Source organism: Sedimentitalea xiamensis, from assembly GCF_030164465.1.
Taxonomy (GTDB): domain Bacteria; phylum Pseudomonadota; class Alphaproteobacteria; order Rhodobacterales; family Rhodobacteraceae; genus Sedimentitalea; species Sedimentitalea xiamensis.
The window spans coordinates 30,761-47,862 of the sequence record NZ_JASNJE010000034.1; the positions used below are offsets into that span (position 1 = coordinate 30,761).

17 protein-coding genes and 1 pseudogene are annotated in these 17,102 nt (G+C 65.2%); 16 read left to right on the forward strand and 2 right to left on the reverse strand.

The window, feature by feature from the left end:
• Positions 1–61 precede the first annotated feature (61 nt).
• From QO034_RS19675 to QO034_RS19740, 14 genes are all read left to right on the forward strand, one after another.
• Positions 62–1,846 carry a TRAP transporter permease gene (locus QO034_RS19675; protein WP_284487232.1) on the forward strand — a complete coding sequence of 595 codons (1,785 nt, stop codon included), beginning with the start codon at positions 62–64 and terminating at the stop codon, positions 1,844–1,846.
• A gap of 80 nt (positions 1,847–1,926) precedes the next feature.
• Entirely contained in the window at positions 1,927–2,796 is an 870-nt protein-coding gene (locus QO034_RS19680; RefSeq protein ID WP_284487233.1) for an isocitrate lyase/PEP mutase family protein, read from the forward strand.
• 112 nt (positions 2,797–2,908) lie between these two features.
• Entirely contained in the window at positions 2,909–3,868 is a 960-nt protein-coding gene (locus tag QO034_RS19685; protein ID WP_407696790.1) for an AAA family ATPase, read from the forward strand.
• Positions 3,868–4,746, forward strand: coding sequence for a DUF58 domain-containing protein (locus QO034_RS19690; RefSeq protein WP_284487234.1), 879 nt, complete (start codon positions 3,868–3,870; stop codon positions 4,744–4,746). Before QO034_RS19685 ends, QO034_RS19690 begins: the two co-directional genes overlap by 1 nt.
• 1 nt (position 4,747) lies before the next feature.
• Positions 4,748–5,122 (forward strand): hypothetical protein, encoded by a 375-nt coding sequence (locus QO034_RS19695; RefSeq protein WP_284487235.1) that lies wholly within the window; start codon positions 4,748–4,750, stop codon positions 5,120–5,122.
• Positions 5,115–6,065 carry a VWA domain-containing protein gene (locus QO034_RS19700; RefSeq protein ID WP_284487236.1) on the forward strand — a complete coding sequence of 317 codons (951 nt, stop codon included), beginning with the start codon at positions 5,115–5,117 and terminating at the stop codon, positions 6,063–6,065. The genes QO034_RS19695 and QO034_RS19700 overlap by 8 nt, the downstream gene beginning before the upstream one ends.
• Positions 6,062–6,991: a vWA domain-containing protein gene (locus QO034_RS19705; protein WP_284487237.1), complete on the forward strand. Its 930-nt coding sequence runs from the start codon at positions 6,062–6,064 to the stop codon at positions 6,989–6,991. The genes QO034_RS19700 and QO034_RS19705 overlap by 4 nt, the downstream gene beginning before the upstream one ends.
• Complete coding sequence (locus QO034_RS19710) at positions 6,991–7,677, forward strand: hypothetical protein (protein ID WP_284487238.1); 687 nt, start codon at positions 6,991–6,993, stop codon at positions 7,675–7,677. The genes QO034_RS19705 and QO034_RS19710 overlap by 1 nt, the downstream gene beginning before the upstream one ends.
• Positions 7,671–8,924 carry a hypothetical protein gene (locus QO034_RS19715; RefSeq protein WP_284487239.1) on the forward strand — a complete coding sequence of 418 codons (1,254 nt, stop codon included), beginning with the start codon at positions 7,671–7,673 and terminating at the stop codon, positions 8,922–8,924. Before QO034_RS19710 ends, QO034_RS19715 begins: the two co-directional genes overlap by 7 nt.
• A gap of 59 nt (positions 8,925–8,983) precedes the next feature.
• Positions 8,984–9,709: a response regulator gene (locus QO034_RS19720; RefSeq protein ID WP_284487240.1), complete on the forward strand. Its 726-nt coding sequence runs from the start codon at positions 8,984–8,986 to the stop codon at positions 9,707–9,709.
• A 7-nt stretch (positions 9,710–9,716) separates the two neighbouring features.
• Complete coding sequence (locus QO034_RS19725) at positions 9,717–10,886, forward strand: FIST N-terminal domain-containing protein (RefSeq protein WP_284487241.1); 1,170 nt, start codon at positions 9,717–9,719, stop codon at positions 10,884–10,886.
• A complete protein-coding gene (locus QO034_RS19730) occupies positions 10,883–13,129 on the forward strand; it encodes a hybrid sensor histidine kinase/response regulator (protein WP_284487242.1) in 2,247 nt (748 codons plus the stop codon). Before QO034_RS19725 ends, QO034_RS19730 begins: the two co-directional genes overlap by 4 nt.
• Positions 13,130–13,213: 84 nt before the next feature.
• A complete protein-coding gene (locus QO034_RS19735; protein WP_284487243.1) occupies positions 13,214–13,864 on the forward strand; it encodes a hypothetical protein in 651 nt (216 codons plus the stop codon).
• Positions 13,861–14,211: a hypothetical protein gene (locus QO034_RS19740; RefSeq protein ID WP_284487244.1), complete on the forward strand. Its 351-nt coding sequence runs from the start codon at positions 13,861–13,863 to the stop codon at positions 14,209–14,211. Before QO034_RS19735 ends, QO034_RS19740 begins: the two co-directional genes overlap by 4 nt.
• A gap of 9 nt (positions 14,212–14,220) precedes the next feature.
• On the opposite strand, the gene QO034_RS19745 is transcribed toward QO034_RS19740, so the two are convergent.
• The gene (locus QO034_RS19745; protein ID WP_284487245.1) at positions 14,221–15,033 is read right to left on the reverse strand and encodes a quinoprotein dehydrogenase-associated SoxYZ-like carrier; all 813 of its coding nucleotides are present in this window, start codon (positions 15,031–15,033) and stop codon (positions 14,221–14,223) included.
• Positions 15,034–15,160: 127 nt separating this feature from the next.
• Here QO034_RS19745 and QO034_RS19750 point away from each other — a divergent pair, with 127 nt between their 5' ends.
• On the forward strand, positions 15,161–16,207 hold the full coding sequence (locus tag QO034_RS19750; protein WP_284487246.1) for a quinoprotein relay system zinc metallohydrolase 2: 1,047 nt from the start codon (positions 15,161–15,163) through the stop codon (positions 16,205–16,207).
• Positions 16,208–16,211: 4 nt separating this feature from the next.
• Here the strand turns inward: QO034_RS19750 and QO034_RS19755 are convergent, their stop codons facing one another.
• Positions 16,212–16,826 (reverse strand): hypothetical protein, encoded by a 615-nt coding sequence (locus QO034_RS19755; RefSeq protein WP_284487247.1) that lies wholly within the window; start codon positions 16,824–16,826, stop codon positions 16,212–16,214.
• 157 nt (positions 16,827–16,983) lie between these two features.
• On the opposite strand from QO034_RS19755, the pseudogene QO034_RS19760 reads away from it, so the two are divergent.
• Positions 16,984–17,102: pseudogene (locus tag QO034_RS19760) on the forward strand (S-(hydroxymethyl)glutathione dehydrogenase); the annotation flags it as partial.

Genomic DNA, 17,102 nt, shown 5'->3' on the forward strand with positions numbered 1-17,102 from the left:
ATTGGCAAACACGGCGACCGGGCCTGTCGCGGCCCGGTCCTTTGCGACCGAAGGGTGACTCATGACCGATGCGTCCGCCGCAAGCCGGTTCCGGCCGGCCTGGCTGCTGCTCGCGGCGGCGCTGGTGATCTATCACATCGGTCTGGTCTTCTGGGGCCTGGTGCCGAACCTCGTGAGCCGGCCTCTCCACCTGGTTTTCATCCTGCCTTGGGTATTTATTTACGGAGCCAAGACATGGGCGCGGCTTGTGTCCGGCGCGGTGCTGGCCGGTGCGGGCGTTCTGGCGGCGCTCTGGATCGCGGTCAGCCATGACGCTCTGAGTGATCAGTACGGGTTCCTGGAGAACCGGTTTCAAATCGGGATCGCCGTGGTGCTGCTGGTCTGCGTGGTCGAGGCGGCCCGGCGCGCGATCGGCTGGCCCTTGCCTTTGGTCGCCGTCGCAGCGCTGGCCTACGCACTGCTCGGGCAGCACATTCCCGGCGAATTCGGTCATTCCGGCACACCGCTGAAAAGCTTTCTCGGCACCATGACCATTGCCGAAGGCGGGATCTGGGGCAGTCTCACGGCGGTTTCCGTCGGTGTCGTGTCAATCTTCGTCATCTTCGGCGCGGTCCTCAATGCGGGCGAGGCCGGGCAGGGCTTCATGAATGCCGCCGCCGCTGCGGCCGGGCATCTCAAGGGGGGCGCGGCCAAGGTGTCGGTCATCTCGTCGGCCCTGTTCGGGTCGATTTCCGGCTCCGCCTCGGCCAATGTCGCCTCGACCGGGGCGATCACCCTGCCGGCCATGGTCCGGCTCGGCTATCCGAAACGGCTGGCCGGCGCGGTCGAGGCGGTGGCAAGCTCGGGCGGGCAGATCATGCCGCCGCTGATGGGGGCGGGGGCCTTCGTCATGGTCGAACTGACCGGCGTGCCCTACACCGGGATCATGGCCGCGGCGGTGCTTCCGGCGGTTCTGTATTTCTTCGCAGTCTGGGTCGGGATCAACGCCTATGCCAGCCGTTTCGACCTGCGCGGGATCGACCGGGACGATCGCCCGCCGGGGCGGGACGTGCTGATCACCTCGGCCTTTTTCCTGGTGCCCTTCACGGTGCTGCTGTGGGGCATGTTCGGCGGCGGTTTCACGCCGCAATACGCGGCCTGTCTCGCGATCCTGGCCGGGGCGGTGCTGCTGGTCTTCGGCAGGGGCGGGGTGTGTTCCCCGGAGCGGATCGCGCAACGCCTGTTCTCCGCCCTGCTGAACGCCGCGCGGCAGATCGCCATGATCGCGTCGATCATCTTTTGCGCCTCGATCATCATCGGGGTGCTGTCGATCACCGGTCTCGGGGTCAAGATCACCTCTCTGATCCTGTCCGGATCGGGCGGGATGCTGTGGCCGACGCTGCTGCTGACGGCGATGGCCTGTCTCGTTCTGGGCATGGAGGTCCCGACGACCGCGGCCTATGTGATCTGCGTTTCGGTGGCCGGCCCGGCGCTGATCCAGCAGGGGCTGGAACCGTTGCAGGCACATCTCTTCGTGTTCTGGTTCGCGCTTCTGTCCACCATCACGCCGCCGGTCTGCGGCGCGGTCTTCATCGCCGCCGGCATGATCGAAGAGAACTGGATCAAGGTCGCGCTCACGGCGATGGCGCTTGGCGTCGGGCTCTACGTGATCCCGCTCGGCATGATCGCCAATCCGAACGTGCTGCGGATCGCGGAAGATCCGATGATGGCGATTTTCGCCTTCCTGCGGCTGGCCCTGGGACTGTGGATGCTGAGCTACGGTCTGATCGCCGTGCGGGCCGTCCTTCCGAAACTGGCGCTTGGGGCCGCCGGGATTGCTGCCGCCATGTCCGGCGTCTGGCTCTGAAGGTTTTCGAACGGGCGGTTTCATCGCCCGCCGATGCGGTCTAGGGTCGATCCGAAAACGCCCTCTGTCGGGAGTCACGGATGACACCACCGCAAACGCTGCGCGCCCTGCTGGCGCAGGATAAACTTCACGTCATGCCCTGCTGTTTTGACGCCCTCTCGGCCAGGCTGGTCCAGCAGGCGGGGTTCGACATGACCTTCATGTCGGGCTTCGCGGCCTCCGCGTCGCGGATCGGCGCGCCGGATCTGGGGTTGATGTCCTACGGCGAAGTTCTGGACAGTGCCCGCAACATCCGCGACGCGGTGTCCATTCCGCTGCTCGCGGACGGCGACACCGGTTACGGCAACGCGATGAATGTGCGCCGGACGGTGCAGGGGTTCTCGCGCGCCGGATGCGCCGCCGTGATGATTGAAGATCAACTGGCCCCAAAGCGTTGCGGCCATACGCCGGGCAAGGCCGTTGTCGGGCGCGACGAGGCGTTCGACCGGATCCGGGCCGCCGTGGACGCGCGGGCCGACGATGACATCCTGATCCTCGCGCGCACCGATGCCCGGCACGACCACGGTCTGGCAGAGGCGATCGACCGCGCCGCCCGTTTCCACGAACTGGGTGCGGACATCCTGTTCGTGGAGGCCCCGCGGACAGAGGCCGAAATGCGCAGCATCTGTGCCAGTTTGCCCGGCCCGAAGATGGCGAATGTCCTGGAAGGCGGGCAAACCCCGGTTCTGAGCCACGCGGCGCTGCGCGACATCGGCTTCGCCATCGCCGCCTATCCTCTGACACTGATGGCGGCGGCGATGCAGGCGATGACCGGAGTCCTGGCCGCCCTGGCTCAGGACAGCCCGCGCGACGAGGTATTGATGGATTTTACCGAACTGCGCCGCCGGATCGGGTTCGATACCTATTACGCGGACTCCGCCGCTTATGCGTCCACCGGGCGAAACCCGTGACGCCACGCGGCAATCTAGACTTTGGGCTAGGTGGCTTTCGGGGGTGGTCGTCGGCACAGTGCGTTTGAGACTGTCGTGCGGCGGCGGTCAGGCCGGATTTGGGAGGAACGATTTGGCCCAATTGCATGCCACCCATGCGGCGGCCAAAGTGGCGGAACTCGGGACAACGCTGTCGCAGGGGCTGATCGGCAGCGATCTTCTGATCGAACGCCTGTTGATCGGCGTGCTGACCGGCGGGCACCTGTTGATCGAGGGTGCGCCGGGACTGGCCAAGACCCGTGCGGTCAAGCTGCTCAGCGCGGGAATCACCGGGGACTTCTCGCGTATCCAGTGCACGCCCGATCTTCTGCCCTCCGACCTGACCGGAACCGATGTCTACAATCCCGAAACGGGGCTTTTCGGGTTTTCCAGGGGGCCGGTGTTTCACACGATGGTCCTCGTGGATGAAATCAACCGCGCGCCGCCAAAGGTGCAGTCGGCGCTTCTCGAGGCCATGGCCGAACGCCAGGTCACGAGCGGCGGCGTGACCCATCCCTTGCCCGATCCGTTTCTCGTCGTCGCCACGCAGAACTCGATCGAACACGAAGGCACCTTTCCGCTGCCCGAGGCCCAGCTTGACCGGTTCCTGCTTCATGTGCAGTTGACGCTGCCCGATCTCGCGACGGAGCGCCGTATCCTGGACCTGGTGGAAACCGAACAGCGCGACGGACCGGCATTGTCCGATCCGATCGGCCTGGATGTGATCCACGCGGCCAAGGCGCAGGTCGGCTCCATCCACCTGTCGCCGGCGCTGCGGGACTATATCGTCCGGATTGTCATGGCGACGCGGGGGCCGCCGTTTTCGGATGACATCGAACATGCGGTGTCGCCGCGCGGTTCGCTGTCGCTTGCGGCCGCCGCACGGGCGCGCGCCTATCTGCACGGGCGCGATCACGCGCTGCCCGAAGATGTCCAGGCGGTCGCCGCCGATGCGCTCGCCCACAGGATGTCGCTGAGCTGGAAAGCGACCTCGCAGGGTCGCACCCCACGCGACGTGATCGCGGGGATTCTGGCGGCGACAGACCCGCTCTGATGTCGGACGCGGCGGCTAGGGATGGCGTGACAGTCACCGCGGAGCGGCTGATCGCCCTGCGCCATCTGCTGATCGAGGCGCAACGGGACGTGACCGTCAGCGCCTTGCCCGGCGGTTTTGCCATCGCGCGGCGCGGCAACGGCCAGGTGATCGCCGACAGCCGGCTTTATATCCAGGGGGACGACATTCGCCATGTCGACCGCGGCGCCACCGCCAGGACCGGCGAACTGCATGTCCGGACCTTCCACGAAGAACGGGACCGGGTCTGTTTTCTCGTCGCTGATTTCAGGCCCTGCATGCTGTGGGGCCTGCGGCGCGCGCTGTGGTCGGTGGCGGCGGCGGAGGCGCTGGCGTGGCTCGGCTGGCAGACCGTCGAAACCGGCGGCCGGGTCGGTCTTCTGGCCGTGACCGGGGGGGATCGGATCCATATCCCGTCGCGCGGTCGGGTGCGCGGCATGCTGGGCGTGATCGGCGGCCTCGTGCGCGCCCATGACATCGCGATGTCCGAAACCCGGCAGGGAATGCAAAGCCCGCCGCTCGACCGCGCCCTGTCGGGGCTGGATCGTCTGGTGCCGCGCGGGTCCGAGATGATCCTGGCCAGCGCGCTGGACACCTGCGGGGACGGGTTCGCCGACCTGATCGGCGACCTGTCCCGCCGGCGCAGGACGCGGATCATCCGTGTCGGCGACCGCGATCTCGATCGTCTGCCCGCCGGCTCCTACCCGGTCACCGGCCCGGACGGTGTCACGACGCGCATCCGCTATGGCGGGCGCATGGCCGCCGCGCCGTCGGAGCAAGAAGAGATCGACGGCTGCACCTTTCATGACCTGGATGCGGCAGCCGAACTGCCGCAGGGCTTGCAGGATCGGATTGCCTGAGATGGTCGACGGTGCCGTTACACATGACGATCTTATTGCTGGCCTGCATGGATTGCGATTGCCGGAAACGGCGGCTGGCGGAACGGTCGCGGATGTCGTGGTCGCCGTGGCGCTCGGGCTGATCCTGGCGCTGGTGGTCGCGGCGCTGCTGTCGCCGGTTCTTGCGCGCGAAACCCGCCCGGACCGGGTGCCGGACCTGGAAGACAGGCTGCGCGACCTGCGGGATCTGCCGGACGAGGACCGCGCGGTGCGGCTTCTGCACCTTCTGGCGGCGCTTGATCCCGATTCGGCGGCGGAGCTTCGCGGCAGGATCTACCGTGCCGGGGCCTTCCCAGAGAGCGCCGAACTCGAAGACAGGCTGCGCCGGCATGCCTGAGTTCGCGACCCCCTGGGCCTTCGTGCTGCTCGCGGTTCCGGTTCTGGTGACACGTCTGGCCTCTGCGCGGCGATCCACCGGCGCGGGGCTGGTGGTGCCCGCCGGCGTGAAACGCAGGATGCTTGCCAGCAGGGCCGCGCAAGGCGGGATCGCGATCCCGCGATATGCTCTGCTCTTCGCCATCTGGGCGCTTCTGGTGATCGCCCTGGCCGGGCCGCGCCAGATCGCGCCGGTTCAGGGGTTGCCTATATCGGGGCGCGACATGATGCTTGCGCTGGATCTGTCCGGCTCGATGGTTCGGGAGGATTTCCAGCTCGGGGACCGGACCGTGACCCGGCTCGATGCGCTGAAGGAGGTGGCGGCCGGCTTTGTCCGCAATCGGGGCGGGGACCGGGTGGGGCTCGTCGTCTTCGGCTCCGATGCCTATGTCGCGGCACCGCTCACCTTCGACGTGCAATCGGTGGCGGAAACAGTCGAGACCATGGTGATCGGCATATCCGGGCGGGCCACGAACATCAGCGAGGCTCTTGGACTGACCCTGAAGCGGCTCCGGGAATCGGATGCCGAAAGCAGGGTGGTGATCCTGCTTTCGGACGGGGCCAGCAATGCGGGGGAGGCGACACCGCGCGACGTCGCAAAGCTGGCGGCAGCGATGGGGGTTCGCATTCACACGATCGCGATGGGGCCGAAGGATCTGGAAAGCCATCCGGATGAACGCGGCGTGGTCGATGCGGCCATGCTGAAGGCCGTCGCCGACCTGGGGAGCGGCGAAATGTTCCGGGTGCGCACGACCGAGGACCTGCGCGCGGTCGCCGAGGCGATCGACCGTCTGGAACCGACCGCGCGTGCGGGCTTGTCGGCGGAGATCTACCGCGACTTCTGGATCTGGCCCGCGATGCTGGCGGGACTCGGCTGCCTCTGGCTCGGATGGCGGGCCCCATGATCGTCCTGGCGGACGATATCGCGCTCTTGCGGCCGTTCTGGCTGGCCTCTCTGCCGCTGATCCTGGTGCTGGCCGTTCTTGTCCGCCGGCGTTACGCGCAGCTTGGAGAATGGAGCCGGCGGATCGATCCGCACCTGATGGCGGCGATGGAACGGCTGGGCCGCGTCGGGCGCGCGGGTGGCGCGGGTGCGACCCTCGCGCCGTTTCTGGCGGCGGGGCTGATCTGTCTCGGCCTGCTTGGTCCCGCCGTCAAGAGAGGTGACGGTGCGAGCTTCCGCAATCTGGACGGGGTCATCTACGTGATGGATATCTCCCGGTCGATGACGGAGGACGAAACCTGGCAGGATGTCGTGACTCTCGCGCGGTCCGGTCTGAATGTTCTGGGGTCGCGACCGGCGGCTCTGATCGTTTATGGCGGCGACAGCTACGAAGCCGCGGCCCTGACGACGGATCACCTGCAACTGGGGCAGACCATGTCGCTGCTGGAGGCCGGCACCATGCCCGACGCGGGCAGCCGCCCGGCGCTGGCCTTGCGGCAGGCCGCCAGTGTGCTCGCCCGTTCGGATATTCTCGCGGCGGATGTCGTGTTGTTCAGTGACGGTGCGGGCTTCGGGCCGGAAGCGGTCGCCGCGGGGCGGTCCATTGCCGATCGCGGCGCGCGTTTGATCGTGGTGCAGGTCCCGACAACGGTTTCGGGCGACATACGCCCGGATGCAGGCGCATGGAGCGCCCTTGCCAACGCGGGTCCGGCCACGTTTCTGCGGCTCGAAGACTTTGAACGGCTGACGGCCCTGCTGGCCGAGGACGCGGGAAAGCGGCTCGACCGGCAGGAGTTCGGTCTCGCCTTCTGGACGGACCATGGCCGCCTCCTGCTGATCCCGGCCTTGCTCGCCCTGATCGGTCTCTTCCGCCGGGAGGCCACCTGATGCGCCGGGTCGTCCTGATCCTCGCCCTGGCGCTTGTCGCGGGGTCCGCGCTGATCTGGGGAGGGGCGCCCTTCGGCCGCCTGGCGCTTGCGCTGGGGCTGCCCCGGATCGCCGTGCACCTGTTCAGCGATCCGGCCTGGCGTGGCGTATCCTTCTATCGCGCCGGCGCGTTCGAAGAGGCCGCGGCCGCCTTTGCCGAAGCCGGACCCGCGGCGGCCTACAACCTCGGCAATGCGAAAGCGCAACAGGCCGCATATGCGGCGGCGCTTGAATCCTACGATCTGGCCATGGCCTATCGCGACGATCCGGCGGCGCAGGCCAATTTCGACCTGGTGCGGTCGTTCTACGCAGGCACCCGGATCGATCCCGGATCGATCGCTTTCTGGGGTCAGGACCGGATCGGGGAAACGGTAGAGGCGGAAATCGGCCGCGGCGCGGGCCGCGCCGCCGGAACCGGAGAAGACGTGACCAACACCGGCGCGACAATCGGTCTGACCGCCCTGCAAAGCCGCGAACAGAGCAGGGTACGCAAGGTGTTCGACGACTCCTTCGTGGTGGCCAGCCCACGCTGGCTGGTGACGCTCGAAGACGTTCCGGGCGCGTTTCTGGCGGCACGGCTGAACCATGAACACAAGCGCCGCAAAAAGGCGGGGCAGGGACAGCCGGAGGCCGAAGACCCATGGTGAAGGGCCTGATCCTGTTCCTGGTTCTTCTGATGCCGCTCGTCGCGGAGGCGCAGACGCGAACGGTCGATCCGGGCGATCTGATGCTGAACGTGACCCTGGAGCCGATGGATTACGTCCCATTCCAAGGCGAGATGGTGCTGCTGACGATCCACGGAATCTATCGCCGCCACATCACCCTGGAAAAGCTGGAACAGCCTGATATGGCCGGGCTGAACTGGATGCAACTCGGCCAGGATCACTGGTTTGAAAGCATGCTGGACGGCAGGCCCGTCAAGAACATGCGCCGCCGCGTGGCGGTGTTCCCCGACCGGTCCGGTCAGATCGTGATCGGGCCGTTTCTGCACCATCTGACCCTTCTGGATGAAAACAACCGCTGGTTCGAACATACGATCCAGTCCGAACCCGTGAGCTTCAGGGTGGAACCGGCGCCGGCCACGGACGGGTGGTGGTTCCCGGTGCGCGGGTTGCGGGTTTCGGACAATTGGTCGAATGCGCCCGATCAGCTCGCGCCGGGCGAAGGCGTGCTGCGGATCGTCAGGGTGTCGGCCCTCGGTGCCAGCCCCGACATGCTCCCGCCGATGCCGGAACTCACCTCGCCAAGCGCGCTGATTTTCGCGCATCCCGAAAAGCGGCTGGTTGACCTGACCCCGCAAGGTCCGGAAGCGGTGGCGTTCTGGCGCTGGACGATAAAGCCGCGCAATGACACCTCGGCGATCGTCGAGCCGATCTCATTTTCCTTTTTCGACACGCGGCGGCGGGTGATGCAGGAGGTGGTGATTTCCCCGCAGCGCGTCGCCTATGGCTCCGTTGTTCCGGTGGCGGATACGAAGCCCCCCGTGCCGGAACCGTTCGCGTTGCGGCGGGATCTGATCCTCGTCTCCGCGCTCGCCGCTTTTGCCGTTGCCGCCTTTGGCCTGATCGGTTCCGGCCGGCGATTGTCGCTGAACGCCCTGAAACAGAGGTGGTCAAGGCTGCGCTTGGTCCGGGCATTGCGCCTTGCAGGCCGGCGCGGGGATCTCGCGGGATTGCGCCGGGCAGGCCACGCGCTGGACCGGCTGTATCCCGCAGATGCGGACCGGACGGCGCTTCTGATGCAACTGGACACCCGGATATACGGTCCCGCGCCATCCAGCCTTGACGGTCCGGCTTTCGCGCGCGCCCTGAACCGGACTCTGCGATACCCAACCGCAAACCCGGACCCGCGAAAAACCGCCGGCGCGGCGGCGGAACGAAGGGCGAATTCCTGATCACGTTTCTTGCCATGCAGGCCGGCTGTTTGTTAGCCTTTCGGCGGGAGGACGAAATCATGGGGATTATGGACAGGAAGGACGAGTCAATCGTCATCCGGACGATGCTTGTCATCGACGATCACCCGCTTTACTGCGATGCGCTGGTATCGACCTTGTCGGAACGCTGCAATGTGCGCTGTGTTCGCTCCGCCACCACCCTGAGCGACGGACTCGCGGCGCTTGAGGATGGCGATCTGCCCGACCTGGTGTTGCTGGATCTGAACCTGCCGGATGTCACCGGGCTGAGCGGTTTCTTCCGGCTCAAGGAACGTCTGCCGGACGTGCCGGTGCTGGCGATTTCGGCGGATTCCTCGGACGAGACCATCCAGATGCTGATGGATGCCGGTGCCGTTGGTTTTGTGCCCAAGGGCGCGTCCCAGGAGGATTTCAGGATGGCGCTGCAAAAGGTCGAGGAGGGCAGCAAGTTCCTGCCGGACGGGTTTCGCCCGAGATCCAGTCCCGAGTCGGACAAGGCGGTTCCCCTGCAGGACATCGCGCAACGCATCGCCGATCTGACGCCGCAGCAGAGCCGGATCATGGGGCTGATCTGTGCGGGCAAGCCCAACAAGCAGATCGCTTACGAGATGTCCCTGGCCGAAGCGACGGTCAAGGCGCATATCACCGCGCTTTTGCGACGGCTGGGGGTGCGCAACCGCACGCAGGCGGCGGTTCTGGTGAACAGGGTCGGGTTCGCGGCGGAACAGCGGCTGTCCGAAAAGGACGCCAAGGCCTTGCTGAGCTGAGCCGGCCATGAACCTGCATCCGCCGCAGACGCTTGGAACACCCAAGCTGGTCAATTTCGGAGTGTCCTATGCGGGCGACCCGGACCTTGCGGTGCAGCAGGCGGCCGCGCAACTGGATCGGGAAAGCATCTGTTTCGTTCTGGCCTTCGTGCCCGACCGGCTGGATCACGACCGGGTCTCGCAGGCGCTGACGCGGACATTGCCCAACGCGCCCGTTTTCGGGTGCACCACGGCCGGACAGATCACGCCCGGCGGCTACGAGAACGACACGCTTCTGCTGGTGGCTTTCCCGCGCCGGCATTTCCGCTGCGCGTCCAGCCTGATCCATCCGCTGAAACAGATGTCGATCGAGGCCACCGCGCTTCAGGCGCGAACCCTGGCCGACCGGTTCCAGAGGACCGCGAACTGGAACCGGTTCGCGGTGATCTTCGCGGATGGCCTGTCCAAGCAGGAAGATGTGCTGGTGGCCGCGCTGGACGCCGGTCTCGGGGACCTGCCGAGTTTCGGAGGATCTGCGGGGCACGGTCTGGCCTTTGACGAAACCTATGTTCTGCATGGCGGAAAATGCCATTCCAACGCGGCGCTGCTGCTGCTCGTGGAAACCGACCTGGATTTCACTGGCCTGGAATTCGACCATTTCATGCCGACCGACCGGCAACTGGTCGTCACCGACGCGCAGCCGGAAGACCGGATCGTGACCGAGATCAACGGCGCTCCGGCGGCATCGGAATACGCCCGCCTCGTCGGTCATGACGTTTCCGAACTGTCGCCGCGCGTCTTTGCCGAAAATCCGGTATTGGTGCGCAACCACGACACCTGGCATGTGCGGGCGATCCAGCAGGTCGTCGACGGGAACAGTCTCGCCTTCTTGTCGGCCATCGAAAACGGGCTGGTGCTGACACTGGGTCAGGGCAAGGAGATCCTCCAGACGCTGGAGGCGGAACTGTCGGTTCTGGGGCCGGAGGGGCAACGGCCCGATTTCGTGCTCGGGTTTGACTGTGTGCTGCGCCGGCTGGAGATCGAACAGAACGAGGTGATTTCCGAAGCGTCGCGGATTCTGTCTTCGCATCGGGTTCTCGGGTTCAACACCTACGGCGAACAGCATCGCGGGGTGCATATGAACCAGACCTTCGTGGGCATCGCCTTCTTTCCGCCGGGACGGACATTGCGGCCATGATCGATCCGGACGAGCCGCTGGACGTTCAGGTGCGCCGCCAGGCCCGGATCATCGACGCGCTGGTGCAACGTGCCAACCAGCAACATGAACTGGGCGGGTCCGCCTATTCCCTGTTCCAATCCGCGATCCGGCTGCAAAGCAAGGTGTCCGAAAAGACCCGCGATCTCGAAGACGCGCTCACCACGCTCGGCCGCGCGAGCAACCAGCTCGAAACCTCCGAAGAGGAACGGGCGCAGACCCAGCGCACCCTGCAGGACGCGCTGGACACGATGGAAGGCGGGTTCGCGCTCTTCGCTGAAGGACGGCTGCGGGTCTTCAACGATTTTTTCAAGTTCCTGATCCCCGATATCGAGGAGTCGGTGCAGGAAGGGCTGGAGTTCTCGGCCTATGTGGAGGCGCTGGCCAAGAGCGGCAGCATCCGCCCGCGCGACGGATTCAACCGGTTCGGATTGCGCCGCGCGATCCTGAAGCTTGGCGAAGGACCGGCGGCGCCATTCGTCTTTGGCCTGAAGAACGACCGCTGGTTCGTCATCACGTCGCGTCGGACCCGGTCGGACAACACGGTGATCCTGCAAACGGAGATCACCGCGGTCGTGCGCGGCAACCGGCTCGAAAAGAACCGGCTGATCGACGAGCAGGAACATTTTCTGCAAGCGGCCTTCGATCACATGCCCCAGGGGGTCGCGACCTTTTCCGCCGAAGGCACGCTGCTGATCAACAACGCCCAGTTCGGGGCGCTGCTGACCCTGCCGATCCAGCTGACCGCGGTGGGAACGTCATTCGGGCAGATCATCGAATATCTCAAGGCCCAGGCCTTCGTCGGCGAGCTGCCGCATGACGATTTCGCCAGCCTGATCCGGTTCCTGCGCCGCGCGGGCAATCTGCGCCAGCGCGTGCGCCATATCAGCGACCGGATTCTGGACATCGACATGCACCCCTTGCCCGACGGCGGCTGCATCATCAACGTGATGGACGTGACGGTCGAATTCCAGACCACGGAGATGCTCGAGATGCGGGTGATGGCGCGCACCTCCGAACTGACCGAGGCCAACGTGCAGCTGCGCCGCCAGTATGACGAACAGGCCAGGGTCGAAGAGGACCTGCGGGTCGCCAAAGCCGAAGTCGAGGCGGCGATGTCGTCCAAGACCCGGTTCTTTGCCGCCGCAAGCCACGATCTGCTCCAGCCGATCAATGCCGCGAAGCTGCTGATCTCATCGCTCACGGACGGCTGCGGGCAGGGGGAAACACGGGAAACCGTGCGCCGGCTGGACAGTTCCTTCCGGTCGATCGAAGACCTGTTGCGCGCATTGCTCGATATCGCGAGGCTGGAGTCCACTGACACCAGCCTGGTGGTGACGTCGTTTTCCCTGGATGAGGTGCTGCGCGGCGTTGTCGAGGACCTCGGGCAGCTTGCCGTCGAAAAGGGGCTTGATCTGCGGGTGGTCAAGTCCGGGCTCTGGGTCAGAAGCGACCAGAGATACCTGGCGCGGTCAGTGCAGAATTTCGTCGACAATGCCATTCGCTACACAGAAAAGGGCCGCATCCTGGTCGGGTGCCGCCGGCATGGTGACACCGTGACGCTCGAAGTCTGGGACACCGGCATCGGCATTTCCCGCAGCGACCAGAAGCGGATATTCAAGGAATTCACTCGTGTGGGGGCATCGAGCCGGAACAGCCAGGGCATGGGGTTGGGCCTGTCGATCGTGGAACGTGCCTGCCGGCTCCTGGGCCATCCCGTCTCGGTCCGCTCCAAACCCGGCGTCGGGTCGGTCTTTTCCCTGACTTTGCCCATCGTTGAACCGAATCCGACCGATGCCGTCACCGTGCGGTCCATTGCTGCGCACGCGGATCAGGACATGGACCTGATCATCCTGCTGATCGAGAACGATCCGGGCGTCGCCTATGCGATGACGCAGAAACTGGAAAGCTGGGGCGCGAGCGTTCTGGCGGCGAAAAGCACGCAGGAGGCGCTGGATCTGGTGCAGGACATCGGCATGGCGCCCGATATCATTCTGGCCGACTTCCATCTGAACGGAGAGGACACCGGCGTGCAGGCCATCCTGTCGGTGCGCGACGCCCTGAAATCGCCGATCCCGGCGATCATGATCACGGCCAACCATGAAGACCACGTGAAGGATGCAGGACTGGCGAACCGGTTCTCGGTGCTGACCAAGCCCGTGAACCTGTCGCGCCTGCGGTCCCTGATCGACTGGAAGACCCGCACGGGGAGCCTTTCGGCCTGAACCTTCGGCGCCTGCGCCGACCAAAGTATCCGGTGACGCGGTTCCGGTTTCGGATAGTCTTTGAACAGACGGGGGAGACTGAACATGCGAAAGAGTTTGATGGCCATCGGACTGGCCCTGTGGCTGGCGCAGCCGGCGGCCGCGGAACCGGCCTATGACCTGATCTTCAAGCAGGGGACATTGTCGGACCTGGGTATGCAGTCGGTTCTGGTCTATGACCGGCAGGTGGAGATCGCCGCCGATCTGGACCGCGCCCGGCGGAGCACCGGGACGGTGGATATGGCATTTGCGACCGACGACATGGCGCAACTGACCTTCAGGCAGGATGACAAGCACCAGTCGCTTGGACGGTTTCCCGCCTCCGTCGGAAATCCCATCGTCATGTATTTCGTCGAAACCGTTCTGCGCGACGTTGCCCATGAGGCCGGCGGCAGCCCGTTCTATATCCGCACCAAGATCAAGGATTCCCTGGTTCAGCCCGCCGAGATCGAATCCGTGACCCTGCGTTTTGGCGATCGGGACGTGGCCGGACAGAAGATCACCCTGCATCCGTTTCGCGATGACGAGAACCGCGATCGCATGAAAGGGTATGGCGACCTGTCGCTGAGCTTCACCGTGTCAGAGGACTATCCCGGCTGGTATGGCGCGCTGGTCGCCGATGTGCCGGGCGAAACGGAGACGCAACCGATCTATTCCAACAGGCTGATCCTGACGGGAGAGGAGGTCCGGCAATGATCCGCTTCGCCATGGTCCTGGCCGTGGGCCTTACCGCCGGTCAGGCCGGTGCGCAATCCGTACAGGAACGTCTGAACGACTACCCCACTGCCGCGCGCGCTGATTATGTGTTCGGGTGCATGGCGGTCAACGGTCAGACGCGCACCGCATTGCTGCAATGTTCCTGTTCCATCGACATGATCGCATCGATCCTACCCTACGAACAATATGTCGAAGCGGAAACCGTGCTGTCGATGCAGCAGGTCGGGGGCGAACGCATGTCGATCTTCCGGACCGCGGCCATGGCAAAGGCGCTGGTTTCGGACCTGCGCCGGGCACAGGCCGAAGCCGAGATCCGGTGTTTCTGAAATCCGCCGTCAGCTTTCGCCGGTCTTGGGAAGAACCCGTTCGAACAGGTTTCCTTCGGTGTCATGCGCCCGGACCGTCAGGGCAGGCGCGCCGTTGTCGGTATAGGTGAAGCGGAACACCGGGTTTTCGCTCACCGAAATGCCGCCTTCCATCGAAAACAGCAGATCGTCGCCCTGGTAGACCTGAAGTTCGTCGATGAAATGCGCGCCGACGAAAAGTTGCGTGATCTGATCGCGTTGCAGGCCGGAGTAATTCGGATGGCGGATCATGATCTGCGCGTCGCGGCGCTGGCCCGACATGTTTTCGGCCGTGTCGAAATGCTTCAGGCGCATCTGGCCCATCGTCGCGAGCGCTGCGACCGGATCCTTCGTGGCCGGGGCCGAACAGCCGCCCGAGGCCTTGACATAGCGGCCGCTCATGTAGGTGCCCGCATCGGTTTCGGCCAGCACGCGGATGTTGGAATACTGGTTCACCCGGACCCGCAGTTCGAAGTTCAGGGGCATCATCAACTCACCGAAGACGAAATCCGCCGCCATGGGCGCGGGGTTTTCGTCGATGATGACCTGTGCCGTCCTGATCGGAACCGCCGGATCGGACTGGGCGAGGAGCAGCGGAACCGTCGCGGCATCGTTCGCGCGGTAGGGCGCGGTCACGTCCAGCACATGAGACCCGTCCTTCAAGATGTTCTCATCGCTGACGAAATCGCCCTTCAATTCCGCCCAGGTGGGGCCATCCGCCAATGGGTTGTCACGGGGTGGTTCATCGGCCATCGCCCCATGTGCGACAACAGCCAGAGCGGATGCAAGGAAGCGCATTCTCATCTGTGATCTCCCGAAACCGTTCCGCAGACTACCATGCCGGGTGGGGGCGGGAAACGTATACTTAGGGGTATGCGCCGATTCGCACGTGGATTTGATACAGTGATCCCGGAACCGGACAGGAGCCCCGATGTTCGAACTCATCGTAACCCTTTGCCTTCTGTCGGCGCCGGAAACCTGCCGCGACGTTCTGCTGCCCGGTTTCGAAAGGGCCTCTGCCGCCGCTTGTGCCGATGCGTTCGCCCGCCGGCCCGTGGATGTCGCGGCGTTGTTTCCGGACAGCCACGTCCAGGGGGAACCGCGCTGCCAGCCGTCGGGTCCGGCCGCCGAGGTTCAGGACCTTTCCAACGGGGTCTTCGTGTTCAAGGGCGCCATCGACGAGGCCACGCCGCAAAACCTGGGCGGCGTGTCGAACGCGGGCTTCGTCGTGGGGGGCGACAGCGTCGCCGTGATCGACAGCGGGGGATCGCGGCGGATGGGCGAAGAGTTGTGGCGGTCGGTGCGCGCGAAGACCGACCTGCCGGTCAGCCATGTGATCCTGACCCATATGCACCCGGATCATGTGCTCGGCACGTCGGTCTTCGCCGAAGCCGGGGCGCGCGTGGTCGGGCATGAAAAACTGGGTCCGGCGCTGGCGGATCGCCGAGACAGCTATATGGCCGGGTTCGGCCGCCTGATCGGAGACGCGCAGTTCATCGGCACGAAGATCGTTCTGCCTGATCTGCCGGTGCCCGGCCGGCTGGAAATCGACCTGGGCGGGCGTGTCCTGGATCTTCGGTCTTGGCCGACGGCCCACACCGGCAACGATCTCACGGTCCTTGATCCGGCCGGCGGAGTCCTGTTCACGGGCGACCTTGTGTTTGACGACCATGCCCCGGCGCTGGACGGATCGGTGCGGGGCTGGATCTCGGTCCTGTCGGAAATGAAAATGCTGGAGATCGGCCGCATCGTCCCCGGCCATGGCGGACCAGTTCTGAACTGGCCATCGGGCGCGCAGGATCTGGACCGCTATCTGGAAGTGCTGGCCGCCGACACCCGTGCCGCCATCGGCCGTGGCGACCCGCTGAGCACGGCGGCCAGCAATATTGCGGCCTCCGAGGCGGAGAACTGGCAATTGTTCGATCTCTTCAACGCTCGCAACGCGACCGTCGCCTACACGGAACTGGAATGGGAATGACGTATCATTCCGGGACGTGGCCCAGCAGCATCTGGGCGATGGCATAGGCGCGTTTTTCCAGCAGAACCGGGGTTTCGCAGACATAGGTCAGAGACTGCGCCCGGTCCCGGAAAATGCGTTCGTCCCAGTCCAGCTTTTCTTCCAGTTCATCGACCTTGTCGTAGTCGGGGGCGTCCGCCTTCATCAGGTCCGACATGCGGGCCCGGCTGCCGTCGATTTCTTCGGATAGGGCGATCTGCTTGAGCGAATAACGTTCGATCCCGGAAATGATCGCCGACCGGTCCGCCTGACCCCCGTCGAACACCGCCCTGAAAATCCTGCCAAGGTCATCGGCGGTCAGGCCGGGGTGATCCGCCACGAAGGTGTCCACGAGGACGGCGGCCTTCTCCAGCGACACCCGTCGCAGAGCCAGCGTTTCGACCAGGATGTCGGCGTCACCGGCGATTGCGTCCGGCAGCGCGCCGTCAGGGACCGGGAGCGGCCACATCAGGCCCAGGGACAGGCTTTCCACCTTGCGCTGCACGCAGGGCCAGGTCGGGTCCGAAAAATCCGCGCTCAACCCGGCTCCCGGTATCGATACCGCGGCCAGGGCCGCGAGCAGGCGCCTTGAAATATGCATGGTCCGTGTCCTCCGCCGACTACTCTAATAGTTGAACGGTTCCTGTCCATGTCCGCCAACACACACCTATGTCTTAATTGTGCCGGCAGGCCGCTGGCATGTAGCCTTTTTGCCAAGGGGCATTGAGACCCAGGTTCAATTTGCGGGGGAGAAGACCATGCGCACACGCGCCGCGGTTGCGATGGAGGCGGGGAAGCCTCTGGAGATCATGGATGTGAACCTCGAGGGTCCGCGGGCGGGCGAGGTACTGGTTGAAATCAAGGCGACGGGCCTGTG